The organism is Amphritea atlantica (assembly GCF_900111095.1).
GTDB lineage: Bacteria > Pseudomonadota > Gammaproteobacteria > Pseudomonadales > Balneatricaceae > Amphritea > Amphritea atlantica.
Window position 1 is genome coordinate 354,290 of sequence record NZ_FOGB01000001.1, and the last position, 24,506, is coordinate 378,795.

Here is a 24,506-nt window from a genome sequence, read left to right on the forward strand (position 1 = left end):
TACGAGAACCAGTGTTAATGCGCCCGGTTTTAATAACCCGATATTTTCAGAACCCGGATAATTCAGTCTATAATGCCCGCCAATCAAAGCACGTTAACCAGAGAGTGTTGAGTTGGAAGAGCAGGAACCGAAATTGACAGAGAATCGCCGGGTAAAAGCGGCCCCGGATCTGGCACCGCGCAATGCACCTGTACAGGGTCGTTCAAAGCTGCGTTCAAAGCAGATTATCGATGTCACCGGTGAGTTGCTGGAGCGGGTTGGGCTGGATGATCTTAATACGATTCTGATCGCCAAAGAGGTCGGGATCTCGGTAGGTTCCCTGTATCACTACTTTCCCAATAAGCACGCGATTCTCTATGCCATGGGGTCGCGTTGGCTGGAGACTGTCGAAGCAGCGCTGGATGAGATCGCCCGCTGGCCGGTTGAAGATCTGCCGCTGGAAACGCTGGTGGAACAGATGCTGGCACTGAAACTGAAAACCTACAAACAGCAGAAAGCGATCCTGACGCTGGTGCAGGCGATGTTCTCCGTGCCGGAGTTGAGAGAGTTGGATGAACAGCACGACGAGCTGGAAATCTCACGGATGGCCGAAGTGTTCAAACGGATCGGTATTAACCGCCATCTGAAAGAGCGGGAGCGTCTGGGCCGCCTCTATCTGGAGGTGACCCATAGTGTCATGCTGGTGGTGGTGAATCAGAAAGGTGAGCGGGCGAAGCGCACCCTGGCGGATCTGAAAATGATCATCTGCAATCTGCTGGGGCAGTACTCACCCAAAAATGATTAACCCGGGTGTGGTTGCAGCCAGTGAATCAGGGCCTGATTAACGGCCTGGGGTTGCTCCATGGTGCACATATGTCCCGAATGAGCGATTACCTCAATGATGCTGTCAGCTACCTGTTCAGACATCGCTTCATGCTGACTGACCGGACTCCAGAGATCATCACTGCCGCAGATAAACAGAGTCGGACAGTTTAGTGATCTTAATACATCTGTGGCATCAGGGCGGGTTAAAAGGGCTGTTTGCTGCGCTTCAAATTGAGCCACTGTTTTTCGCTCAATCATATTGAGAATGGCGTTACAGAGCGGCTCATCTTTGAGATGTTGCGGTAGCACCATCCCCTGCATCCATTCCTGACCCATTATACGCATCCCTTGCTGGCGGGCTTTCTCAATCAGCGCCATTCGGCCAGCCCGTTCTTTTTCGCCAGCTGAGCCTGGCGCCAGCGGCAGATAGCCGGTATCCATCAATACCAGCTGGGTGATTCTTTGCGGTGCTTGACGGGCGACCTCCATTGCCACTCTGCCCCCCATCGAGTGACCAACAAGTGCAAATGATTCGGGGGCCTGCTCAAGCGCTATATATGCCATCTCAGTCAGACTGTCAGCATTACCGTAATCGATTACCTGGCATTCGAAGCCGCGGTGGAGCAGTTCCTTAACCTGATCCTCCCAGACGGCCTGGTCACAGATTAATCCGGGTAAAAAAACAATGGCAGACATATCCTCTCTCCGACAATAAGGGATCAACCTGTTTGTATCATCTGAACAGAGATTGCACCAGTATTTTTAAGGAGTGATATCAGGCAGATATGGCGGAGTATTTTGATAACATCGCTTCCAGTGAACATCTCTGATGAACAGAGATGCGGAAGCGATTTATGTCCTTAGTCAGAGCCAGGGCATCAAGCCCTTAAACCCGTAGCAGGGCCTTAGCCAGACGCTCAGAAAGCTGGTCTTCTGTGAACTGTGGTTCATTTGGTGGATACAGACTGTCCTCATCAAAATCAAAACCATTCTCGCGGGCCAGGGCAAACATCTCTTTCATTTTAATGCAGGCTTTTAATTTTTCACCCACTTCAGGGGAGGTTTTGGCCAGGCTGGAAAAATCGGCAATTTGCTTAATCGACATAGTATTGCTCTCTCAATTTAATTAGATGGATGGTAAGCGGAAAGTGGAGTTTCCACTGTTTCCTGAATCGAGAAGGGGTTTGCAATCTATATACCGATTATGGATATCTGATTTTCTTTGATAATCAAGTAAAAACAATTACTTATGATAGCTTTTTTTGAACAGTCCTTGTCAGCACTATGACATTTCTATCGGTGCTGAAGCGTTTCTGACAAAAATACAGGATGCACTGTCACTCCACGATTGACTGTCCATCCGGTCGGTCAGCAGTGAAATAACCACTATGCCGGGCTTTTATTCTCATGCATAAAAACGCAGCAGAACACTCGCGAGCCGGTCAGACAGCTGATCCTCGGTAAACTGAGGCTTGTTGGGTGGATAGAGACTGTCTTCTTCGAAAAAGAAGCCAAGATCCTGTGCCAGTGCCAGCATATCGGTTAACCGGTGGCAATTTTTGAGTTTCCTGCTCAGCTCAGGTGTTTGTCTGACTTTATTGGAAAATGCAGCGATCTGATGTGTCAACATAACAGTACTCTCCTGTTGTTATACAGAGCGTATCGAGTGAATACGCAATCACGATTTATGCTCTGTATACCCTGCTGCAAAATACATTCCTTAGTCGTAAATACTAATTAGTAATTATAATTCAGTAAGTTAAGAAACTGAATGTAGCAGCGGATATGTCATCACTACGACAGGTACCCGCCATTGAGAGGTTTGCGACAAGAGCAGATACTGCGGACCTGACAGTGGCATGACCTGACTGAGTCGTTGGCTGGAACAGACTTAGTAAGCCTCCGCGAGAGGAACGCTATGTCCTGAATCTCACCACTTAAGGTTTTGTCTATGTCGCTTTTCTCCGTGATCCCGGTGTCCTCTGTGGTGAATAAGGTTTAAAAAACGGTTTAACTACAGAGAGCGCAGCGCGGAAAGTGAAAGCCGGTTTATTAGGGGTAATTAAGCCGTCTTTTTATAAACGCTATTTCATGCCGTGCTTTTCCAGAGCAGCTGCTAGTTTTCAGACTTGGCTACGTCACTTGCCAGAAAAAGCGGGATTGGTACAGACCTTAGTTTTTTGTAGGAGCCGCTTCCAGCGGCGATAAACCAGCCCGGGCTGTCAGAGCGGGAGAATCGCTCTTTACGTTTATGCTTACTTTTTTTAAACGCTATCGCACTCATTATGTTTTATTTGTCTGAATTAGTTTGCCCCGTTATTACGCATTAATGATAACGGGCGTATATTGTCTTTTGAATCTACTTATTCTCGTAATTAAATGTAGAAAAAATAGAGCTGAATTTTATTTAAGAACAGCAGCTGGATAAGCTCAGGAAGCAGAAAGCCAGGGGTTAATAAACGTTTATCCAGTTTTAAGACGGCTGTGGTTAACCGAGGTGTTATGTGAATACTAACCCGGACAGAATTGATCCCACTGTATGCCCTCTGTGTCATCAGGATAATGGGTGTGGGGGCATATCGTCGAGTGTTGCGGAACCTGATTGCTGGTGTCGTTCTCCTGACATCGCGTTTCCAGAAGCGCTATTAGCTCTGGTGCCTGAAGAGGCGAAAGGAAAGGCGTGTATTTGTAAATCCTGTGCTTCAAAAATAGTTAAGTGACTATACTTGATTCGCCAGAGTTATTTGATTTATATGTAGTAGGACAAGGTACGCAGATGGTGATTTTTCACCTGATGCTGTCAGCCTGAGGAACCAGGAAATGCCTAAAAATACGCATAAACGAAAAGTGTCTGCTCACTCAAAATCTAAAACGGTTAAAAAGAACAAAGTGTCAGCGGGAAGAGCCCCAAGCCCGAAAATATTTATCGGAGTGGGGGTGATCCTTGTGGCGCTGGGCCTCTATCTGTTGTTGTTCAAAGCTCACGGTAATGCCATGACCGGCTTTGCTATGCTGGCGATTATTATCGGGGTGGTGGCTGCCATTATTGCCATTTTTTCTGCCCCTGATAAGAAAACCGGTTAATTGTACAATGATGACTTAAATTGGGGGCAGCGCGATTCTGTCAGCAATTTTGCTTTTATGTTTCAGGGGAATTGAATGATCAGAGAGATGACAAAATCAGACTTTGAATCGTTTTGGTCTGTGTTTTCAGGTGTTATTCAGGCACAGGAAACTTACGCATTTGATCCGGATATGACCTCCGATGAGGCATATCATCTGTGGTGCGAGATACCCCTGAAAACCTATGTGTTTGTAGATAATGGTGTTGTTTCAGGGTCGTACTACATTAAGCCAAACGGGATGGGCCCGGGTAAACATATCTGTAATTGTGGTTATATGGTTGCAGATGAAGCCAGAGGGAAAGGGATTGCCCGTAAAATGTGTGAACATTCTCAACAACAGGCACGGTTACTGAACTTTGATGCGATGCAGTTTAATAGTGTTGTGTCGACCAACGAAGTGGCCGTCCAGCTTTGGCAAAAGCTGGGCTTCAATATTATCGGTACGATCCCTAAGGGTTATAAACACGGTAAACTTGGCTATGTTGATAGCTATGTCATGCACAAACAGTTACGAACACATAGCGAATGTTTGTAGCAAGTGACGAAGTCACGTCTGGTAACTGCTTCAAAGAAGCATCTCTTCTCCGATGGGAAAAAACTCAGTCGCAGAGCTGATCAGGGAGTTAGCGGTCAGGGCAGGCACACCATAGACCTGCGTTTTAACGCCATACTTCCGTTTTATCCGTTCCAGTAGCAGATCAAAATCCCCGTCACCGGATAGCAGGATGATGGTATCGACGTCTGGCGCGGCGTCCATCACATCGATGGCGATACCGACATCCCAGTCGCCTTTGGCAGAGCCGTCACTGCGCTGGATGTAGGGCTTCAGTTTGACGTTGAAACCGATATGCTTCAGGGCGTTCTGAAACTTGAGCTGACTGTCATCACCGCGATGGATAGCGTAGGCATTAGCGATGATAATCTCACCTTCAACACTGATTTTTTGCCACAGTTTGCGGTAGTTAAACTGCCGCCCATAGGCCTGACGGGTGGTGTAATAGATGTTTTGCACATCCACAAAGACAGCGATCCGGTTCACGGGTGTTCCTTTTTTATATCTATATCAGGCAAGCAAGTTCTTATGTTTGCAAGATTCCAATCGCCGCGAGGTACCCAGAGGGCATACCAGCGCGCCTCCCACCCCACAAACGCAAGTTCTCTGTTTGTTCGGCGGTTTAAACCACTTCTGATTTTTTGCACATCAACAAAGACAGCGATTCGGTTCACAGGTGTTCCTTAAGTTTTTAATCTTTTTCTAGCAAGCGGCGTAGCCGCGTCGAGCAAGTCGCGAAGCGACGTTCTAGCTACTGCTCTTATCGGCGAAGTCACGTCTGGCTGCTGCTTTTTGGCTGCTTTTCCAACTCCTCCATAAACGCATCCCGGATCAGGTTGTTGCGCGCGCCCTTGCGGGTGATAGCGGTATAGTGGGTGGTAAAACTGCGTTTTTCCGGTTGAATCGCTTTAAGCCGCCCCTCTCTGAGCCACTGTTTGGCGTAATGGGTGGGCAGAAAGCCGATAAAGCTGCCGCTGAGAATGAGGAAAGCGATCCCTTCACGATCAGTAGAGCTGGCACTGGCTTTGAGCAGCGCTTGTTGCTGCTTTATCTCCGCTGACTGTGGGAAGGCTGGCAGCACTGCATCATATTGAGACAGTTCGCTATCACTCAGGCCGCTGTTGTCGCGATCAAATAGCGGATGTTCGTTGCTGCAATAGAGTACCGACTGTTCGTCATAGAGAGGGAAATAGTTGAGGCCCGGCAGACTGCGCTGTTCTGATACCACGCCCACCAGAAGCTGCCCGTCTAATATCCCGGATTCGATATCCTTGGGTGGAATCATGCGGATATTGATAACCACTTCGGGGCCTCGCGCTTTCAGCGCTGCCAGGGCGCGGGTGATGCGCATCTGCGGCACGGTGACCATATTGTCGGTGATACCAATGTTCAGTTCACCCTTCAGTTCGGTGTTGATGGCATTGATCCGGGCGCGAAAGTTTTCCAGCCCCCCCAGTAATTGCAGGGTAGCGTCATACACCTCTTCGCCCTGTTCTGTGAGGGCGAAACCGGCGCGGCCACGGTTACAAAGACGCATATTGAGCAGGCTTTCCAGCTCAGATATAGCCAGACTGATAGCAGGGCGGCTGATATTCAGTTCCACCTCGGCGGCAGAGAAACCACCGCTTTCAACGACCGCTTTGTAGATTCTTAGCAGACGTATATGGGCATCACCCAACTGACGGGGTAACAGGTTTTCTGTTCGGCTCATATTAGGTAATTGTCTGGTTAACTTAGAATTAATATTTGTGAATTTAATAAACTTAATCCCTGGCGATAATAGAGTCAACATGTAATAACCCGAGAATAACACTATGACTGATGATCCAAAGCGTTGCGGCCTTACCCAGGAGCAGCTTGATGCACACTGGATGCCTTTTACCGCTAATCGTAGCTTTAAGCAGGACCCGCGACTGATTGTGGCGGCAGAGGGTAACTACTATACCGCTGCTGACGGCCGGAAAATCTTTGATGGTCTGTCTGGTCTGTGGACCTGTGGTGCCGGACACAGTCGCCCCGAAATTACCGAGGCGGTGAGTAAACAGGTGAAAGAGCTGGACTACTCTCCGGCGTTTCAGTTTGGTCATCCCAAATCATTTGAGCTGGCACACCGGATTACTCAGCTGATGCCGAAAGGTCTTAACCGGGTGTTTTTTACCGGTTCCGGCTCTGAATCCGTTGAAACTGCTCTGAAGATAGCCCGGGCTTACTGGCGTAAAAAAGGTCAGGGCGGTAAGACCCGTCTGGTGGGCCGTTCTAAGGGGTACCACGGGGTTAACTTTGGTGGTATCAGCGTCGGTGGTATCAGCCCTAACCGGGCTATCTTCGGTCAGGGTATCGATGCGATCCATCTGCCCCACACCATGCTTGAAGAGAATCTGTTTACCCAGGGAATGCCTGAAACCGGTGCTCACCTGGCAAACGATCTGGAACAGCAGATCATGGTGCATGATGCGTCGAATATTGCCGCAGTGATTGTTGAACCGATGGCCGGTTCTACCGGGGTGATTCCGCCGCCGGTGGGTTATCTCAAGCGTCTGCGGGAGATCTGTGATAAACACAATATCCTGCTGATCTTTGATGAGGTTATTACCGCATTTGGCCGTGTTGGCTCCAGTACGGGGGCAGAAGAGTTTGGTGTGACCCCGGATCTGATGACGGTTGCCAAGCAGCTGACCAACGGTGTCATTCCGATGGGCGCAGTGATCGCTAAACAGGAGATCTACGATACCTTTATGGCTGAGGGCGGTCCCGACTATATGCTGGAACTGCCACACGGTTATACCTATTCAGCCCATCCGGTCGCCTGTGCTGCTGGTCTGGCGTCACTGGATATCCTTGCCAATGACAAGCTGATTGAGCGGTCGAAGTCGATTGCACCTCAGTTCCAGGAGATGGTTCACAGTCTCAAGGGTACGAAGTATGTGTCTGATATCCGTAACTACGGTCTGGCTGCAGGTCTGACCATTGAGGCCGCTCCGGGTGAGCCTGCATTGCGTCCCTATCAGATCGCGATGAAGTGCTGGGAGAAAGGTTTTTATGTTCGTTACGGTGGCGATACCATCCAGTTGGGTCTGCCATTTACCGTTGAGGTTGAAGAGATTGATAGCCTGATTAATGCGCTGGGTGAGTCGATCAACGAGCTGAGCTAAGTGCCCGTTTTTGATCGAGTTGTATTGATTTTACTGCGTCACTGGCGCAGTAATACAGAGTAAAGAGATATTATTATGACAGTTGTAGGCCATTTGATTAACGGTGAGATGCGCAGTGATGCCGTCCGTACACAACCCGTATATAACCCATCCACCGGTGAAGAGAGCAAACAGGTGGCGCTGGCATCGGTAGCCACGGTTGAAGAGGCGATTGCCGCGGCGGAACAGGCGTTTCCTGCCTGGCGTAACACCCCACCGGCAAAGCGTGCCCAGGTGATGTACCGTTTTAAAGCGTTGCTGGAAGAGCATGCCGATAAGATCTGCCAGTTGATCGGCGAAGAGCATGGCAAGATCGCCCATGATGCCGCCGGTGAGTTGCAACGGGGGATTGAAAATGTTGAGTACGCCTGTGGTGCGCCAGAACTGCTGAAAGGCGAGCACAGCCGCAATGTTGGCCCCGGTATTGATTCCTGGAGTGAGTTTCAGCCACTGGGTGTGGTGGCGGGTATTACCCCGTTTAACTTCCCGGCGATGGTGCCCCTGTGGATGTACCCCATGGCGATTGTTTGCGGTAACACCTTTGTTCTGAAGCCGTCTGAGCGTGATCCATCCTCGACCATGTTTATCGCCCAGTTGCTGCAGGAAGCGGGTCTGCCAAACGGTGTTATCAACGTGGTTAACGGTGATAAAGAAGCGGTAGACGTCTTACTGACCGATAGCCGGATTAAAGCGGTCAGCTTTGTCGGATCAACACCGATTGCGGAATATATCTACAGCACTGCGAATGCCAATGGTAAGCGCTGTCAGGCACTGGGCGGGGCGAAGAACCACGCGATTGTGATGCCGGATGCGGATATGGATAACGCGGTCAACCAACTGTTGGGGGCGGCGTTTGGTTCTTCCGGTGAGCGTTGCATGGCATTGTCTGTCGCCGTCGCGGTGGGTGATGCAGCCGCTGATGCACTGGTGTCGAAGATGCGGATAGCGATGGAGTCTCTGAAAGTGGGCGCTTACAGCAATCCTGACAACGACTTTGGTCCGGTGATCACCCAGGCGCATCAGTTGAAAGTGAACGGTTATATCGATAGCGCTGAAGCCGATGGTGCGAAGGTTGTTGTTGATGGTCGCAATCCCTCCGTTGAAGGTTTCGATGGCGGTTTCTTTGTCGGTGCCACACTGATCGATGCGGTGACGGCTGATATGCAGAGCTATAAAGAGGAGATCTTTGGCCCGGTGTTGCAGGTTGTGCGTGTTAATACCATGGAAGAGGCGATGCAGCTGATCAACGATCACGAATATGGTAACGGTACCTGTATCTTTACCCGTGATGGTGAAGCGGCACGTTACTTCTCAGACAATATTCAGGTGGGGATGGTCGGTATCAACGTACCTCTGCCGGTGCCAGTGTCTTACCACAGTTTCGGTGGCTGGAAACGCTCACTGTTTGGAGATCTGCATGCCTATGGTCCGGATGCGGTACGTTTCTACACCAAGCGTAAGACGATTACTCAGCGCTGGCCGTCCAGCGGTGTTCGCGAAGGAGTATCTTTCTCTTTCCCTAGTTAATCCCCCATAGGGCCACAGTTTTACATCTGGGTTTCATTTGTTCGTGAGATTTTGCCGGTCCAGTTAATACTGGGCCGGCTTTTTTATGCATCAATTAAATTTTCTGCTAGGGTTAATTATCAACACGCTTCATGGACGAAGTCCTGTTTATCTGCTCAGGGAGGGCGAAATGGTGTTTATCCGTTACTGTCATATCTTATTTAGCAGCCTGATCGTTGTGGTCAGTTTTCTAGTTGTGTCGCCTGGTTTTGCCGATAAGCCAAAACTGCAGCTGGCGACAATCTATCAATCGGGTTCTGATATCTCTGCTTACTGGGTAAGTGAGAAACTCGATGGGGTGCGAGGTTACTGGGATGGGAAACAGCTGTTAACCCGGCAGGGTTATCCGGTCAGCGCGCCGCAGTGGTTTATCGCTGATTTGCCCCAACAGCCGCTGGATGGTGAATTATGGATAGGACGGGGGCAGTTTGATGCAGTTTCAGCACTCGTGAGAAGCTCTCCGGGTGATAATCCTGCCCTCTGGTCTCAACAGTGGAGACAAGTGAAATATATGTTGTTCGATCTGCCGCAGTCTCCTGGGACTTTTAGTGATCGACTGATTCAATTGAGAAGCATTGTAAATGATATTGATCGGGACTGGATTCAGCTAATCGATCAGAGGCGGTTAGCCTCTGATACTGAGTTAATGGCTTTTTTGGAGCAGGTCGTTGCCAGTGGAGGCGAAGGGCTGATGTTGCATCATGAAGATGCAATATATAAACAGGGACGCAGCTCGAATTTGCTTAAGCTAAAACTGTGGCAAGATGCCGAAGCGAGAGTAATAGGTTATGAGCCGGGTAAAGGGAAGTATGCTGGCATGCTGGGGGCGTTGCTGGTTGAAACGCCAACCGGAGTCCGCTTTAAACTCGGCAGTGGCTTTACTGATCAGCAACGAAAAAATCCGCCAGAAATCGGTAGTTTGGTAACTTACAAGTACACTGGGATCAACAATAATGGTGTGCCGCGTTTCGCCAGTTTTATGCGGATCAGGCTGTTATAGCGTAAGCTCTGAGGCCGCCTCGACAGTCATCACTATCAACTGTTCACTCGGGCGAGGCGTTAACCGGTAATCGCTCCGAAAAGCCGTGGTGTTCAAAAGTCGGGTTGGTGCCTAACCTACCGGCAGGGTCTTCAGAACTGACGGGGGATAATTTCTCGCTATTCCCTTGTGGGTATCTTATATTTTCGTTTTCCATTCTATAATTGTGTTGTCTAATATTGCATTGCGGAAAATTAACCATGAACGTTGTATCGTTCGATGAGCTCCAACAGCAGTTCCCCGAAGGATTCTGCCAGCATCTGTCTATGTTTGGCGCCCTGTCCGAAGAAAGCCTGAATTTTTTACTACAACAGGGATCTCTGTTAGCTGTTCAGAGTGGCGATAAACTTTTCTGTCGCGGCGATAACTCAGATAAGTTTTATGTAATTCTCAATGGTTCAGTGCGCTTTTATCAGGATCGTGATAACGATGGAGAGAGGGTGCCGTTGCGTCTCTATGTCGCGGGAGAACAGATCGGTTTTGTGGGGATGATCGGACTGCATCAGCGCCGGGGGGACGCGATTGTTGAGCAGGAGGGCTATCTGCTGGAGATCAGTTCGGCACTGTTTCATCAGTTGTGTGAAGAGTATCCGGAGATGTTTATGATCTTTCTGATCAATATTACCCGGGAGATGAGCCGTGAAATCAGTCATCTGGACGAGATGTATGTGGCTAAAAGCTGATCAGAACCCTTCATTATTCACCAGGCATCAGATTTTCATAGCAACCCCTGATTAAAACCGCCTTATTATTCGCGTTGCTCTCTCAACTGCTCTCTATAAGAGTGCTCTCGACGCTTGTCGTTGCAAAGGCAGCTTCATAGACTCTGGACTATTATCAATCAGTGGTAACCGCCGCCAACCGGGATAACTTGTCCGGCCCGGTATGGCGATAGGCAGAGCAGGAGAGTTTCTATGGATCAGCAACAGTTTGTTCTTGATGAGCTGGATAAAAAAATTGAGATGTTCAGGCGTAACTCTTCTGAGCACAAGCTGCTGCACAGGCGCCTGCGGTATGGTTCTTTTGGGTTAACCGCCGTGTTATCAGTGCTGTCTGGTCTGGCCCTCTATCTGCCCGAGGTCGCTCCGATGCTGAATATAGCTATTCTCGCTTTTTCCGGCATCGCAGGTATTCTGGCTTCCCTGGAAGGGTTGCGTAAGGCTGATGAGTTGTGGATTCATGAACGTACTATCTATTACTCTCTGTGTGATCTGAGGCGTGAACTGATGTTTCAGATTAAAAGCGATACCCTGGATTCCGAGCAACTGGATGCGTTCTTTAACCGGTTTCAGACAGTCCTGACCAATTCCGGTGAGAAATGGAGTTCGGGAATCGTTCAGGGCAACCATACAGGCGCCAGCGTAACTGAATAGTCCTGTTCTGTTAATCGGCCACAGCTGTGGTCTGATCCAGAAGTTCAAGTTTTACTTTGCGTTTGCGATCTCCCAGTTCTGATATCAGCATTGCGGCGATAATCAGGCCAGCGCCGATCATCCCCAGTGTTCCGAGCTTCTCGTTCAGGAATAACCAGGCTGACAGATAGGCAATCACCGGCTCAGTGGCAAAGATCAGCGCTACTTTGTGTGACTCCAGGATCTGTTGGCAGGCCGATTGCGCCCAGTAGGCATAACCGGTACCCATAATCCCGGCGATCAGTGCAGCACAGATAACCGTCGGATTGATGGCCAGATCCTGCCAGTTCAGCGGGGGAGAGCCTGGATGATAAAATGCCGGATCCGCGCTGGTTGCTGCACCAATGGTGCTGTAGATCGCCACCGAAAGCAGTTGCAGAATACTCAGCGGTACAACCGGAAGTGAGTCCACAAAGCGTCCGGTGAGAAGGATATGTACGGCAAAGCTAAATGCACATACCAGGACCAGCAAGTCGCCGTGGTTAAACTGTAGTTTATCCCCCATCGTTAACAGATAGAGCCCCGTGGTGGCGATGATAACCCCAGCCCAGACGGCAAGTGATGCCCGCTTGCGAAACAGTAAAAAACCCAGCAGGGGAACCAGCGGAACATTCAGCCCGGTGATAAACCCGGCATTTGAGACCGAGGTGTAGTGCATCCCTTCCGTCTGGGTGTAAAAGCCAGTAAACAGCAGAAAACCCAACAGTGCACTGGCACTCAAAAGAGGTTTCCATCGGATCCCTTTGAGCTGATGACGTTTGAACCAAATCAGAGGGGTTAACGATAAAGCTGCCAGCAGGAAGCGGATCGCATTGAAAGTGTGGGTAGGAATATCCTCTATCGCAAGATCGATCAGAACGAATTCAGCACCCCAGATGAAACTGACGAGCAGGAGCATAAGTGTGGCGGTACGGGAAGATCTGATAAGCATGTGTCGTCCTTTTCTATCATCCGGAAATGGAGGCAGGGCCTCCATTTTCTGGTCAGTATCGCTAATCGGCAGACCGGTTAGCTCATGATGAAACCCAGTGCCAGCAGGGATATAAAACCGACGCCCGCCCCGATCAGCGCATAGGGGATCTGACTCAGAGCATGTTGCATAGGTGTACAGCCGGAGCCCTGGGAGGAGAGTACGGTAGAGTCACTGAAGAAGCAGGCATGGCTGCCAAATGCGGATGCAGACAGTAGTGCGCCAACGGTTAATGGCATCGACATATCCATGCTGATAGCCATCGGTATCACGATCGGCAGGGAAACAACAAAGACTCCCCAGCTTGATCCGGTGGCAAACACAACGGCCGCCATAGACGCGAATACCAGTGCCGGTAACATCTCTTTCGACAGGAGAGGGGTCAGTGAGTCGATAATATAGGGCGTCATGCCTAACTGATCGTTAATCTCTTTAACCATAAAACCGGCACAAACCACGGCGATCGGATGCAGCATGACTTTAAAGCCATCCAGCATCGAATCGACCAGTTGGCTGAAAGTCTGCAGGCGTTGCCAGAAGTAGAGCACCATGGTGAACATCGAAGCAACCAGTGCACCCAGCAGCAGGTCTATCTCGTAATAAACGCTGGCCCCGACCAGCACTATCATCGGCAATAAAAAGTTGAGCAGGCCGATAACCGGTGAGGTCTGCTTCATTAAAGAAGTATCGAATCCGTCCTGCTGGATACCTTCAGGGATGGGCTGTCCCGCCTGAGCACGGGACTCCGCTTTCTTCATTTCACCAAAATCGCCCAGTACGCCGGCAGCTACCAGAAAAACAACCAGCAGGGCAGCCCAGCCATACACCATATAGGGGATCGATTCGATGTAGAGAGACATCCCCTTGCCCTCAGGGGCTGCGCCGTTTTCCTCCAGCAGGGCCGCAAAATACACTGCCCAGGTGGAAACCGGCACGAGGATACAGACCGGTGCCGCTGTCGAGTCCACCAGAAACGCCAGCTTTTCACGGGAGATTTTATAGCGATCGGTAAGGGGTTTCATCGAGGCAGAGACTGCCAGAGAATTAAGATAGTCATCGATAAATACCATGATGCCCAGTACACAGGTGGTGAGCATCGTGCCGCGTTTGGTTTTAATCCGTTTAGCCAGCATTTCGCCAAAACTGAGAACACTGCCACCGCGTTCCAGCATATTGATCAGGCCGCCCATCATCCCGCAGACCAGTACGATCCAGGCGATGGTCTCATCCATGACGACGGACATTGAGAGATCGCCAAGACCGCTGACAACATTGGTAGGGTCAAGTAGTAACAGGCCGGCAATAATACCGGCAAAAATAGATTCCAGAGGTTTTTTCGTGATTACCGCCACAAACAGAATAAGCAGTGCGGGGAGCAGGCTGTAAAAACCATAGGACTCGCCTTCGACATGCTGGGTCGAAAGGTAGGCAAAAAATGCCATAATCGCGCCATAGAATATAAGCCATTTTTGCGGACTGTTAGTGGTATCGCCGCTTATGCTGGCGGTGTTACTTATGTTTACAGTGTTGCTTATTTTTACAGTGTTGCTAAGGCTTTCGGTCTGAGCGATCTCAGTACTCATATCGCACCTTTATTATCGTTATAGGTTGTTATAAACAGTGTTTCTTCATCCCGGTTGCGGGCATGAAAAAACACTTTAATTTCGAAGGAATGCTGACCCGGGTGAGCGATTAAATGGGTCCGGGCTGAAAAATACCGGACCGGGTCATTACCTGTGTCAGTACACGCGGGCAGCGTTGTGTTTATCAGATGCCCAGCTTGTCGCGCAGGGTGTAATACCAGGCTCCCATCGCAGTGTATGGGATGCGGAAGGTACGCCCGCCGGGGAAGGGGTATTGTGGTAAACCTGCAAACACATCAAAGCGCTCGGCCTGTCCCTGAATCGCATCGCAGAGTACTTTGCCCGCCAGGTGTGAACTGGTCACACCGTGGCCACTGTAGCCCTGAGCGTAGTAAATATTATTGCCGATACGACCGAACTGGGGCAGTCGCATCAGTGTCAGCAGAAAGTTACCGGTCCAGGCATAATCAACCTTCACGCCTTTCAGTTGAGGGAAGGTTTTCAGCATATTCGGGACGATCAGCGATTCAATTTTATCCGGCTCGCGGGCACCATAGGTGACGCCGCCACCATAGATCAGGCGGCCATCACCAGAGAGACGGAAGTAATCCAGCAGATAGTTACAGTCTTCGACACAGTTATCCTGTGGTAACAGCGCTTTCTGCTGAGCCTCACTCAGAGGCGCGGTGGTAATCACCTGAGTGCCGCAGGGCATCGCTTTCTGTTCCAGTTTAGGAATCAGTCCGCCGAGATAAGCATTGCCTGCCACAATCACGAAATCAGCGCTGACGGAACCTTTCGCGGTATTGATAACGGCTTTATCACCCTCCTGAACTCCGGTAACCGCAGAGTCTTCGTAGATAACACCGCCCAGACTTTCCAGTGCTGCCGCTTCGCCCAGCACCAGGTTGAGGGGGTGAAAATGGCCCCCGCTTTTGTCCAGCAGGCCGCCTTTATAGCGCGTGGTTCCGACATGGTTCTGAATGGTGCTTTCAGACAGCATCTCCAATTGGGTATGCCCATGGGCTTCCCAGAGTGCTTTTTTCTGCTCCATCTCATGCAACTGTTTGTTGTTGCAGGCGGCAAAGATTCCACCCTCTTTCAGATCACAATCTATGTTGTACTGATCGACAAAGCGGCGAATGATTTTACCACCTTCAAAGGCCATCTTGCCCATCTCGGTGCCGGTATGTTTACCGTAATGTTTTTCGATAAAGTCGATATCACGGCTGTAGCTGTGGACAATCTGACCGCCATTCCGGCCTGAAGCACCAAAGCCGATGCGGCTGGCTTCCAGCACGACAACTTTGAATCCCTGTTCAGCCAGATGTAGTGCTGAAGACAGGCCGGTATAGCCGGCACCGATAACGCAAACATCAGCGGTGATATTGTCATTTAATGGTGCGCGAAACGATTTATCGTTGGCAGAAGCGGCATAGTATGACGTGGTGTGAGATGGAACAGCCATATAAAAACCCTGTATTACGACCCGACCCGGGTATTGCAGATTATGTGCCGGGACATAACGTTGAAGTCCGCAGCTTTCATTATGTCTCTACGATAATAGTTACTGTAAAGGGGAGATATACCTATGAGGGGATAGATTGGCTGTCACTGGCGTGCTGCACCGTAAAGGAACAGCACAATGATCAGTAAGGTGGGGCATTCTCCGCATCTTTGTGAATCATTCTGATTGAGTGCAGAAACATATCCCTGGCCCGGTTGGGTTGGGCCGATTTTTTTGAGATAACCGCAACCCCGAGGCGAAAATGTTTAATCGGTTGCGCGACAGGTTTTAACAGCCCCTGCTCGACATAGGGGCGGGCCACTTCAGCCGGTAAGAAGCTGATATAACAGCCCGACAACAACATCGCTATCCGGGATTCGTAGTGATAGGAGGAGGCTGACAGGTTCATCTGAGCTAACTGGTGATAGATCTCTTCATGGGGTTTGAGCCCGGCATGAACCAATTTGTAGCTATTGATAACCTTCTCGGTGATCTGCTCGGGCGGAAGATCAAACAACGGGTGCTCTTTACCGCAGTAAACGTAGTTTTCGTCGGTAAACAGGTGGATATAGTTAAGCCCTTCAAACTTCCGGTGATAGGGGATCATGGCGAGATCCAGCTGATTATTGAGCACCATCTTTTCCATCACTTTCATATGATCAACTTCCACCTGAAGCTCTACATCGGGGGCTTGCTGATAAAAATGGCGGAAGATCTCCGGCAGCCGGAACCGGGCATCGGTGCTGAAGGTGTCGCTCAGGGCAATTCTGAGTTTTCCTGCAGGGCTGTCACCCAGATTGTTGATAGTGCTGCGAAACTGCTCCAGACGATTGAGTAGTTGTGAAGTCTGGTCATAGACCACCTTGCCTTCAGGGGTCAGGGAAAAACCGGCTCGTCCCCGTTTGCATAGTTTAATGTTGAGGCGGTCTTCGAGGGCCGCAATATGGTTGCTGATCGTGGGGCGGCTGATATTCAGCTCGGTTTCGGCAGCCGAAAATCCGCCGCATTCAACAACGGCTTTGAATATTTTTAGCTGCTTTATTTCAATATCGCCCAGCTGACCCAGTGCAAACTTCGTCATTCCGGCTACTCTGTGTGGTGGTTGTTAAGAAGGGAACAGGAATCTGTAACCGTTCGTTTTTTTATACCTAATAACGGTCTTTACGTAAAGTTTAGTGAACGTTTGAGTGGAATTTTTGTAATTTATCCTATGCCTGTAATTTGTAAGGATAAGGCTATAGAGAGTTTATTCCGCGATATAAAACTAACAATCACTGGGTGAAGTATGATCAAAAACCTTAAGAAAAAACTATCCACATCTGCACTGGCTGTGACACTGGGTCTGAGTACGCTGGCTGCTAATGTTTCAGCTGCAGACTTCAACTGGCGTTTCAGCAACCTGTATGGTCGCGGAACCGCGTTTGGTGAAGTTTACGAGAGTCTGGCTAAAAACATTGAAACCATGTCTGATGGCCGTATCAAGGTTCAGGTTCTCTACTCGGGCGAAGGGGTTGGTACCAGTGGTTTGCTGGGAGCGGTTAAATCCGGTCTGGTAACGATGGGTGCTCCTTTCCAGTCCATGCACGCCGGTGAACTGCCTGCGGGTGTTGTTGAGATCGGTCTGCCGGGTGGCACCGATGATCCTGCTGAACTGCAGTCTCTGTTCCATGAAAAAGGCTGGGATAAAGTCCTGACTAAAGCCTATGGATCACAAGGGCTGGTATGGCTCGAGCCTTACATCCAGCCACCTGTCTACGTTCTGACTAAAGAGCCTATCAACTCTGTTGCCGACTTCAAAGGTCTGAAGATCCGTGCGCCGGGTGCTTACGGTAAGTTCCTGCGTAACCTGGGTGCATCCCCTGTTTCACTGTCCTGGAGCGAAATCTACACCTCTCTGGCAACCGGTGTTATCGATGGTTCTATCGGTAGCAACATGATCGATCACCGCGATGGTAACCATGTTGAAGTAGCTAAGTACATGTACAAGCTGCCACTGGCGGGTGCTCAGGTTCTGCCAATCGTGGTTAATCGTGCTGCCTGGAAAAAACTGCCTGAAGATCTGCAGGCGGTTGTTCGCAAAGCGACGGAAATGCATGCTGCTGATCAACTGCGCCTGTCTAAGAAGTGGGAAGCAGAAGCGGTTGCTGAGATGGAAGCGAAAGGTCTTAAGTGGAGCCCTGAGCCAAGTGAAGCTGATAAGAAAGCATGGGCAGAAGCCGGTGCGGGCCTGTGGGACGAATATGCTGCTGCAGATAAGTACAGCAAAGAGCTGATCGATATCCTGCGCGCTAACAGCAAGTAAGCATTTTGAATTAGCAAAAAGGGGTGCTGTCGTGCCCCTTTTTTGTTGCAGGTACTTCTATGCTAAAAAAAATACTGACAAATATCTGTGTTTCTATCGATTGGGTGGTGCGACAGGCTGGCCGAACCGCAGCATTCATTATGCCGGTACTGGCACTGGTGGTCGCATTTGAAGTGTTCTCCCGATACATTCTGGGTAAACCGACCATCTGGGCGTTTGATCTGTCACTGTTTATGTTTGGTTATCTTGCCGCTTTAGGGGGCGCCTATGCGCAGCAGAAGCGTGCACATATTAATGTCGATATCCTTTATCTCAAGGTTTCACACCGCACCCGTTGTGTATTCAATCTGATCTCTTTCTCACTGGCTATCTTCTTTCTGGTGATCATCGTGATGATGAGTCTTGGCAAGTATGAAGAGGCGATCGAGTTTGATTATCGTCGCCAGAGTGAGTGGGCACCGCCGATGTTCCATTTCTGGATCATGATGATGATTGCCTGCGGCCTGTTTATTGCGCAACTGGTCAGAGATATGTTGGCTGAGATGTATTTTTTGCTGACAGGTCATGCACTTATTGAGGAGAACAGTGATGGAAATTGAGCTGTTAACCGTAGTTCTTCTGCTATGTATTCTGGTGTTTTTTGCGCTTGGTGCCCAGGTGGGGCTGGCACTGGGTGGCATCGCTATGGCCGTGGGGTATATGACCTGGGGCGATGGCATTTTTAACGTGATTCCCACCACGCTTGAGTCAACTTACTTCAGTTTTATTCTGCTGGCGATTCCTTTGTATATCTATATGGGGCAGCTGCTGACTAAATCGGGCATCGGTGATGCGATGTTCAATTTCAGCCAGATGCTGATTGGCCGGGTACGTGGTTCCCTCGCCATCAGTGTTATCGGCGTCTGCTCTATGATCGGGGCGATGGTGGGTATTATCGGCGCGGGCATTATGACCTCAGGTAGTATTGCACTGCGGCCAATGCTGGAACGGGGCTATAACAAACGCCTGGCGCTGGGGGTTATCATGGCTGGTGGAGGTCTGGGTATCCTGATTCCGCCGAGCATTCCGATGATTATGTTTGCCGCCTCAACTCAGAACTCCGTTGGCCGGATGTTCCTCGGGGCGATGATGCCGGCACTGCTGACAGTTGTGATGATGGTTCTCTATGTCGCGATCAGTTGCTGGTTGTTCCCGGAGCGTGCTCCGCGGGATATGGATAATAAGGATATTGTAAAACTGGAGGGCAAAGAGAAATTCAGAATTGCCCGTGATGGTCTGTTCTCCATGCTGCTGATCGTTGCGGTACTGGGCAGTATTATCACCGGTATTGCCACGCCTACAGAGTCCGGGGCTATCGGTGTGGTTGGCGCGATTATTCTGGCGATTGTGTTTAAGCGTTTCAAAGTCGATATGTTCCTCCAGTCGGGCTTTCAGACTGCCACTCTGGTTAGTGTTGCGATGTGGATCATCTTTGGTGCATCGGTATTCAGTAACTTCCATCTGCTGATGGGGGTGCAGAGCATGGTGGCTGATTTCACCGGTAAACTGGATCTGCCCCCCATTATGATCATCATAATGTTCCAGCTGATTATGCTGATGCTGGGTTTCATTATCGATGAGTTCATTATCGTACTGATGTGCGCACCGCTGTTTACACCGATTGCCGTTTCGCTGGGTTATGACCCGATCTGGTTTGGTGTGCTGATGATCCTGAATATTCTGATTGCCGTGCAGACACCACCTTACGGATTTGCGCTCTTCTACCTGAAAGGGATCGCTCCCGCTGGTATCGGTATGTCAGAGATCTATAAATCTGTGACCCCGTTTATCATGCTTAACCTGACAGTACTGATTCTCTGCATGGTGTTCCCGCAGATCGTACTCTGGTTGCCGAATTTAGTGATGGGCTAAGGAGTTAACTATGTACAGCAATATTCTTATCCCGCTGGATCTGTCCCATAAAGAGCAGGTAGTGGATCTGGCTCGGATTGCAACGGCATTAGCGGCAGGCAAACCTGCGCAGGTCAATCTGTTGTATGTTGATCAGAGTTTTGTTCACAGAGCGGGCGATCCTCAGTTTGACCGCGCTCTGCATGAGGGCCACCGTAAGGAGGCTCTCAAAGAGATGGAAGAGCTGTTAGGGGATCTGCCGGCCAATACGACGGTGAATACCATCTACCGGGATGGTACCGCCCATGATCAGATCCTGGAAACAGCAGAGCAACTGGGCTCGGATGTCATTATGATGATGGCCCGTAAGCCAGGTATCAGCAGTTACTTCATCGGTTCAAATGCCGAGCGGGTCGTGCGTCACGCCCCTTGTTCGGTGTTTATCGTGCGTTGCGATGAATCAGATAGCTGATTCAGTCAGGCACTCACTGAATAACTGAATGATGAGTCTGTTGTGTTGCCGGTTACGCCACAGAGCTTTGAAAGTGTTGCGATAACCGTATTGTTCTGCGAACAGGGGGCGAAGCGCTTTTTCCAGTCTCCAGTTGCTGACCAGGTGGCGGGGCAGGAACCCCAGATAGTGGCCACTGAGAATCAGCGTGGCCCTGGCTTCCTGATGGTGAGCGATGGCCTGCTTATTCCAGAGCATCATATCCGGATGGATCTCCCGGCCTGGCATCAGTCTGGGAGATTCGACAAAGCGGTAGTGGCGTAGTTCGGCGGCTGTTATCTCCTCTTGATTAAACAGAGGGTGATCCTGGGCACAGTAGAGCAGCATCTCCTCTTCGAACAGTTTTATTTCTGAGAGTTCAGGGTAGGGCTGACTGGTAACAGTGATGCCGATATCGACCTGATTGTTGAGCAAAGCAGTGATGACATCATCGGAGCTCATGGTACTGATCTGTATTCTGACTTCCGGGGCTTTAACCGAAAAGCGGCTGAGGGCTTGCAGGATAGAGGAATTGTGCGCTCCCAGCATATGCTCGGCAAACCCCAGGTGCAGGCTGCCCAGAATGCGGTTGTGACTCTGGTTTATGGTGTTTTTGAACTGATCGAGTGCGCTGAGCAGTTCCAGGGTGGCGTTATACACCGTTTGACCCTGCTCAGTGAGGGAAAATCCGGCACGGCCGCGTTCACACAAACGCATATCCAGTCGTTTTTCCAGATCGGCGATGTAGTTGGAAATAGTTGAGTTGGCAAGGTTGAGGTGGATCTCTGCCGGAGTAAATCCACCACATTCAACCACAGATTTAAACACTTTTAGCAGGCGAAGATCCATATCTGCTAACTGGCCGGAGAGGGCGGCTTTTCTGCGTCCCATCGGGTATACCTCGAAAGTAATGTTGAGAGCGTACTGTTTACAATTGAATATATAAAAGTAAATATTTGTAAGTAATTATATAAGCAAAAGATTTGGCGATCTATAAATAGCTCTATATTGCGGTTGAATCTACCAACCTCAGGCAGGAGATAAATAATGACAATACAACTTCAGGATCCATCGCTACTGAAAACTCAGGCGTTTATTGATGGTCTTTGGATGGATAGTGACAGTGGTGAAACCTTCGCTGTGACCGATCCTGCTACGGGTCAGCATCTGGCTGATGTTGCCAGTGTCGGTGCAGCTGAAACCCGTCGGGCTATCGCGGCGGCTGAACGGGCGATGACGGAGTGGAAAGCACTGCCTGCGAAGAGTCGCAGTGAAATTCTGGAAAAGTGGCATCAACTGATTATTGAGAATACCGAAGATCTGGCTGTGATTATGACCGCCGAGCAGGGTAAAACCCTGGCGGAGTCCCGGGGTGAAGTGGCCTATGGTGCCTCCTTTATCAAATGGTTTGCTGAAGAGGGAAAACGGGTCTACGGCGATATTATCCCGACGCCGCAAACGGATCGTCGCGGTGTGGTCGTGAAGCAGCCTGTCGGAGTTGTTGCTGCTATAACGCCCTGGAATTTTCCTAACGCGATGATTACCCGCAAAGCTGGCCCTGCGTTAGCGGTGGGCTGTGCCATTGTGTTGAAGCCAGCCGCAGAGACGCCGTTGTCAGCGCTGGCACTGGTAGAACTGGCCAATCGTGCCGGGCTGCCAGCCGGTTTATTTAATGTTGTTCCTGGAAGCGATGCGCCATCGATTGGCGGCGAGATGACCTCTAACCCGACAGTTAAAAAGGTTACCTTCACCGGTTCGACTCCGGTGGGCAAACTGCTGATGCAGCAGTGTGCGAATACCGTTAAGCGTACCTCTATGGAGCTGGGTGGTAATGCCCCGGTGGTTATTTTTGATGATGCCGATCTGGATCTGGCGGTTGCCGGTGCGTTGACCGCTAAATACCGCAACTCCGGACAGACCTGCATCTGTGCCAACCGTTTGCTGGTTCAGGAAGGGATCTACGATGCCTTTGTTGAAAAATTCGCAGCGGCGGTCGGTGAGTTTCGTATTGGTAATGGTTTTGATGCCAGCACCACTCATGGCCCGGTAATCACCGAGAAAGCGGCGAAAGAGATCGATGCCAAGGTGCAGAATGCGGTGGCCGAGGGGGCCACGGTGGTAATTGGTGGTCAACCGGGTGAGCAGGGCGCGTGTTTCTACCAGCCAACTGTACTGACTAATGTGAACGATTCAATGCGGGTGTTCCGTGAAGAGATTTTCGGTCCGGTTGCCCCGGTATTTAAATTTAAAACGGAAGACGATGCTGTGCGCATGGCAAACGATACCGAGTTTGGCCTGGCAGCCTATCTCTATACCGAGAGTATGGGGCGCAGCTGGCGCGTATCAGAAGCGCTTGAATATGGCATGGTCGGTGTGAATGAAACTGCGATCAGCTCGGAAGTGATTCCCTTTGGTGGTGTTAAAGAGTCGGGTCAGGGCCGCGAGGGCTCTAAATATGGTCTGGATGACTACCTGGAAACAAAGTATATCTGTTTTGGTGCACTACAGCGTTAAGCTGAGAGCCGTGGAGAAGCGTTATGAGTAATATGATCTATCCAACAACTAACTTTAAAGCGACAGAAACCCTGACGATTGAGCGGGGCGATGGTGCCTATGTTTACGATAATGAAGGTAACCAGTATCTGGAAGGCCTTGCAGGATTGTGGTGCACCTCGCTGGGTTATAACAACCGTGAGCTGATCGACACGGCTGCCGAGCAGATGGGTAAGCTGTCTTATTCCCACATGTTTGGTGGAAAGACTCACCAGGTGGGTATGGATCTGGCCGATAAATTAACGGCGATGGTGCCGGTTGAAAACGCTAAGGTGTTTTTCGGCAACTCCGGAAGTGATGCCAATGACAGTCATGTGAAGATGCTGCGTTATTACTTCAACGCAATTGGTAAGCCGGAAAAATTCAAAATTATCGCCCGTGAACGCTCATACCATGGTGTCACTGTTGCTGCAGCGTCCCTCACCGGATTGCCACCGAATCATACTCACTTCAGCCTGCCGTTTGATGCACTGGGTGTGTTGCGTACTGATGCCCCGCACTACTTCCGTGGTGCGCTGCCGGGTGAATCTGAAGCGCAGTTTGTTGATCGCATTGTTAATAATCTGGAGCAACTGATCCTGAAAGAGGGGGCCGATACTATCGCCGCTTTTATCGCTGAGCCGATTACTGGTGCCAGTGGTGTTATCGTGCCGCCAGCGGGTTACTACGAAAAAGTACAGGCGGTGCTGAATAAGTATGACATCCTCTTCTGGGCGGATGAAGTGATCACCGGTTTTGGTCGTACCGGTAATGATTTTGGTTGTACTACTGTGGGTATTGAAAAACCAGCACTGATGACGCTGGCGAAGCAGCTGTCATCCGCCTATATGCCGATCAGTGCCTCTGTGATTCGTGGTGATATGTATGAAGCGATGATTGAGCCAAGTAGCCAGGTTGGGGTTTTCGGTCATGGTTATACTTACTCAGGTCACCCGGTTGCGGCTGCTGTTTCACTGAAAACGCTGGAAATTTACGAGCGCGATAATATCTTTGGTCATGCGGCTAAGGTGGGTGAGTATATGCAGAAACGTCTGGGCGAATTCAGAGATCATCCTCTGGTAGGCGAAGTTCGTGGCGCGGGTATGATCGGTGCCGTTGAGATGGTATCCGACAAGAAAACCGGTGCTGGCTTTGAAGGCGGCGCTGTTGGCTATTTTGCCATGCAGGCCTGTCAGAACCACGGCATGATCACCCGCGCAGTGGCGGGCAACTCGCTGGCTTTCTGTCCGCCGCTGATCGTTTCTGAAGCGCAGATCGATGAGATGGTTGAAAAACTGGGTAAAGCGCTGGATGAAACACTGGACTTTGTTACCCGCGAAGGCCTGATTGCTGCCTGATGCCGATATAGTTTCTTGCTTGCATGATCGGGCTGGTGTGGAACTGGCCAGCCCGGTGACCCTCCACAGTTCTATTGCAACATCTATGCTTTTCGGAGTATCGGGTTGCTTCTTGAGTAAAGCACTGGTCCTGACGGATCTCTTTTTTGGGGGCGTATGCCCCCTGTTTTTATTAAAAAAGAGT

At 50.2% G+C, this 24,506-nt stretch carries 25 protein-coding genes; 15 read left to right on the plus strand and 10 right to left on the minus strand.

The window, feature by feature from the left end:
- Positions 1 to 133 precede the first annotated feature (133 nt).
- Positions 134 to 784, plus strand: a complete 651-nt coding sequence (locus BMY09_RS01575; RefSeq protein WP_245756477.1) for a TetR/AcrR family transcriptional regulator — start codon at positions 134 to 136, stop codon at positions 782 to 784.
- On the opposite strand, the gene BMY09_RS01580 is transcribed toward BMY09_RS01575, so the two are convergent.
- From BMY09_RS01580 to BMY09_RS01590, 3 genes are all read right to left on the minus strand, one after another.
- Positions 781 to 1,500: an alpha/beta fold hydrolase gene (locus BMY09_RS01580; protein ID WP_091353031.1), complete on the minus strand. Its 720-nt coding sequence runs from the start codon at positions 1,498 to 1,500 to the stop codon at positions 781 to 783. The two genes, BMY09_RS01575 and BMY09_RS01580, sit on opposite strands and share 4 nt — an antisense overlap.
- Before the next feature lie 190 nt (positions 1,501 to 1,690).
- Positions 1,691 to 1,909 carry a Nif11-like leader peptide family natural product precursor gene (locus tag BMY09_RS01585; RefSeq protein WP_091353034.1) on the minus strand — a complete coding sequence of 73 codons (219 nt, stop codon included), beginning with the start codon at positions 1,907 to 1,909 and terminating at the stop codon, positions 1,691 to 1,693.
- 300 nt (positions 1,910 to 2,209) lie between these two features.
- Entirely contained in the window at positions 2,210 to 2,434 is a 225-nt protein-coding gene (locus BMY09_RS01590; RefSeq protein WP_091353036.1) for a Nif11-like leader peptide family natural product precursor, read from the minus strand.
- Between the two features lie 874 nt (positions 2,435 to 3,308).
- Between BMY09_RS01590 and BMY09_RS22500 the strand changes: the two genes are divergently transcribed.
- The 3 genes from BMY09_RS22500 to BMY09_RS01605 all read left to right on the plus strand — a co-directional run bounded on the left by BMY09_RS22500 (position 3,309) and on the right by BMY09_RS01605 (position 4,464).
- Positions 3,309 to 3,524, plus strand: coding sequence for a cysteine-rich CWC family protein (locus BMY09_RS22500; RefSeq protein ID WP_217647369.1), 216 nt, complete (start codon positions 3,309 to 3,311; stop codon positions 3,522 to 3,524).
- 100 nt (positions 3,525 to 3,624) lie between these two features.
- Positions 3,625 to 3,888, plus strand: a complete 264-nt coding sequence (locus tag BMY09_RS01600) for a hypothetical protein (protein WP_091353039.1) — start codon at positions 3,625 to 3,627, stop codon at positions 3,886 to 3,888.
- Between the two features lie 75 nt (positions 3,889 to 3,963).
- A complete protein-coding gene (locus BMY09_RS01605; RefSeq protein WP_091353041.1) occupies positions 3,964 to 4,464 on the plus strand; it encodes a GNAT family N-acetyltransferase in 501 nt (166 codons plus the stop codon).
- A 30-nt stretch (positions 4,465 to 4,494) separates the two neighbouring features.
- Here BMY09_RS01605 and BMY09_RS01610 read toward each other — a convergent pair whose 3' ends face one another.
- Both BMY09_RS01610 and BMY09_RS01615 read right to left on the minus strand, forming a co-directional pair.
- Positions 4,495 to 4,968: a LabA-like NYN domain-containing protein gene (locus BMY09_RS01610; protein WP_091353044.1), complete on the minus strand. Its 474-nt coding sequence runs from the start codon at positions 4,966 to 4,968 to the stop codon at positions 4,495 to 4,497.
- Positions 4,969 to 5,254: 286 nt separating this feature from the next.
- Complete coding sequence (locus tag BMY09_RS01615) at positions 5,255 to 6,193, minus strand: LysR family transcriptional regulator (RefSeq protein WP_091353047.1); 939 nt, start codon at positions 6,191 to 6,193, stop codon at positions 5,255 to 5,257.
- A 103-nt stretch (positions 6,194 to 6,296) separates the two neighbouring features.
- Between BMY09_RS01615 and aptA the strand changes: the two genes are divergently transcribed.
- From aptA to BMY09_RS01640, 5 genes are all read left to right on the plus strand, one after another.
- The gene (aptA, locus tag BMY09_RS01620; RefSeq protein ID WP_091353049.1) at positions 6,297 to 7,634 is read left to right on the plus strand and encodes an omega-aminotransferase AptA; all 1,338 of its coding nucleotides are present in this window, start codon (positions 6,297 to 6,299) and stop codon (positions 7,632 to 7,634) included.
- Between the two features lie 75 nt (positions 7,635 to 7,709).
- Positions 7,710 to 9,200: a CoA-acylating methylmalonate-semialdehyde dehydrogenase gene (locus BMY09_RS01625; protein WP_091353051.1), complete on the plus strand. Its 1,491-nt coding sequence runs from the start codon at positions 7,710 to 7,712 to the stop codon at positions 9,198 to 9,200.
- 85 nt (positions 9,201 to 9,285) lie between these two features.
- Positions 9,286 to 10,239: a DNA ligase gene (locus BMY09_RS01630; RefSeq protein ID WP_245756478.1), complete on the plus strand. Its 954-nt coding sequence runs from the start codon at positions 9,286 to 9,288 to the stop codon at positions 10,237 to 10,239.
- A gap of 239 nt (positions 10,240 to 10,478) precedes the next feature.
- Entirely contained in the window at positions 10,479 to 10,961 is a 483-nt protein-coding gene (locus tag BMY09_RS01635; RefSeq protein ID WP_091353054.1) for a Crp/Fnr family transcriptional regulator, read from the plus strand.
- Positions 10,962 to 11,192: 231 nt separating this feature from the next.
- The gene (locus BMY09_RS01640; RefSeq protein ID WP_091353056.1) at positions 11,193 to 11,651 is read left to right on the plus strand and encodes a DUF4231 domain-containing protein; all 459 of its coding nucleotides are present in this window, start codon (positions 11,193 to 11,195) and stop codon (positions 11,649 to 11,651) included.
- 10 nt (positions 11,652 to 11,661) lie between these two features.
- On the opposite strand, the gene BMY09_RS01645 is transcribed toward BMY09_RS01640, so the two are convergent.
- The 4 genes from BMY09_RS01645 to BMY09_RS01660 all read right to left on the minus strand — a co-directional run bounded on the left by BMY09_RS01645 (position 11,662) and on the right by BMY09_RS01660 (position 16,831).
- Complete coding sequence (locus tag BMY09_RS01645) at positions 11,662 to 12,621, minus strand: DMT family transporter (RefSeq protein WP_091353059.1); 960 nt, start codon at positions 12,619 to 12,621, stop codon at positions 11,662 to 11,664.
- Between the two features lie 77 nt (positions 12,622 to 12,698).
- Positions 12,699 to 14,243, minus strand: coding sequence for a Na+/H+ antiporter NhaC family protein (locus BMY09_RS01650; protein WP_091353061.1), 1,545 nt, complete (start codon positions 14,241 to 14,243; stop codon positions 12,699 to 12,701).
- Positions 14,244 to 14,427: 184 nt separating this feature from the next.
- Positions 14,428 to 15,711, minus strand: a complete 1,284-nt coding sequence (locus BMY09_RS01655) for an NAD(P)/FAD-dependent oxidoreductase (RefSeq protein ID WP_091353064.1) — start codon at positions 15,709 to 15,711, stop codon at positions 14,428 to 14,430.
- A 181-nt stretch (positions 15,712 to 15,892) separates the two neighbouring features.
- Complete coding sequence (locus tag BMY09_RS01660) at positions 15,893 to 16,831, minus strand: LysR family transcriptional regulator (RefSeq protein WP_091353067.1); 939 nt, start codon at positions 16,829 to 16,831, stop codon at positions 15,893 to 15,895.
- 204 nt (positions 16,832 to 17,035) lie between these two features.
- On the opposite strand from BMY09_RS01660, the gene BMY09_RS01665 reads away from it, so the two are divergent.
- Genes BMY09_RS01665 through BMY09_RS01680 form a run of 4 tightly spaced genes read left to right on the plus strand, consistent with a single transcriptional unit; the run spans position 17,036 to position 20,414 of the window.
- Complete coding sequence (locus BMY09_RS01665; protein ID WP_091353070.1) at positions 17,036 to 18,052, plus strand: TRAP transporter substrate-binding protein; 1,017 nt, start codon at positions 17,036 to 17,038, stop codon at positions 18,050 to 18,052.
- A 59-nt stretch (positions 18,053 to 18,111) separates the two neighbouring features.
- Positions 18,112 to 18,651: a TRAP transporter small permease subunit gene (locus tag BMY09_RS01670; RefSeq protein WP_091353073.1), complete on the plus strand. Its 540-nt coding sequence runs from the start codon at positions 18,112 to 18,114 to the stop codon at positions 18,649 to 18,651.
- The gene (locus BMY09_RS01675; RefSeq protein WP_091353076.1) at positions 18,641 to 19,963 is read left to right on the plus strand and encodes a TRAP transporter large permease; all 1,323 of its coding nucleotides are present in this window, start codon (positions 18,641 to 18,643) and stop codon (positions 19,961 to 19,963) included. Before BMY09_RS01670 ends, BMY09_RS01675 begins: the two co-directional genes overlap by 11 nt.
- Positions 19,964 to 19,973: 10 nt before the next feature.
- Positions 19,974 to 20,414 carry a universal stress protein gene (locus tag BMY09_RS01680; RefSeq protein WP_091353079.1) on the plus strand — a complete coding sequence of 147 codons (441 nt, stop codon included), beginning with the start codon at positions 19,974 to 19,976 and terminating at the stop codon, positions 20,412 to 20,414.
- Here the strand turns inward: BMY09_RS01680 and BMY09_RS01685 are convergent.
- Positions 20,403 to 21,323, minus strand: a complete 921-nt coding sequence (locus tag BMY09_RS01685) for a LysR family transcriptional regulator (RefSeq protein ID WP_091353081.1) — start codon at positions 21,321 to 21,323, stop codon at positions 20,403 to 20,405. The two genes, BMY09_RS01680 and BMY09_RS01685, sit on opposite strands and share 12 nt — an antisense overlap.
- A gap of 156 nt (positions 21,324 to 21,479) precedes the next feature.
- Here BMY09_RS01685 and BMY09_RS01690 point away from each other — a divergent pair, with 156 nt between their 5' ends.
- Together BMY09_RS01690 and BMY09_RS01695 are read left to right on the plus strand one after the other, a co-directional pair.
- Complete coding sequence (locus BMY09_RS01690) at positions 21,480 to 22,946, plus strand: NAD-dependent succinate-semialdehyde dehydrogenase (protein WP_091353083.1); 1,467 nt, start codon at positions 21,480 to 21,482, stop codon at positions 22,944 to 22,946.
- 23 nt (positions 22,947 to 22,969) lie between these two features.
- A complete protein-coding gene (locus tag BMY09_RS01695; protein WP_091353086.1) occupies positions 22,970 to 24,322 on the plus strand; it encodes an aminotransferase in 1,353 nt (450 codons plus the stop codon).
- The last annotated feature ends 184 nt before the right edge of the window (positions 24,323 to 24,506 follow it).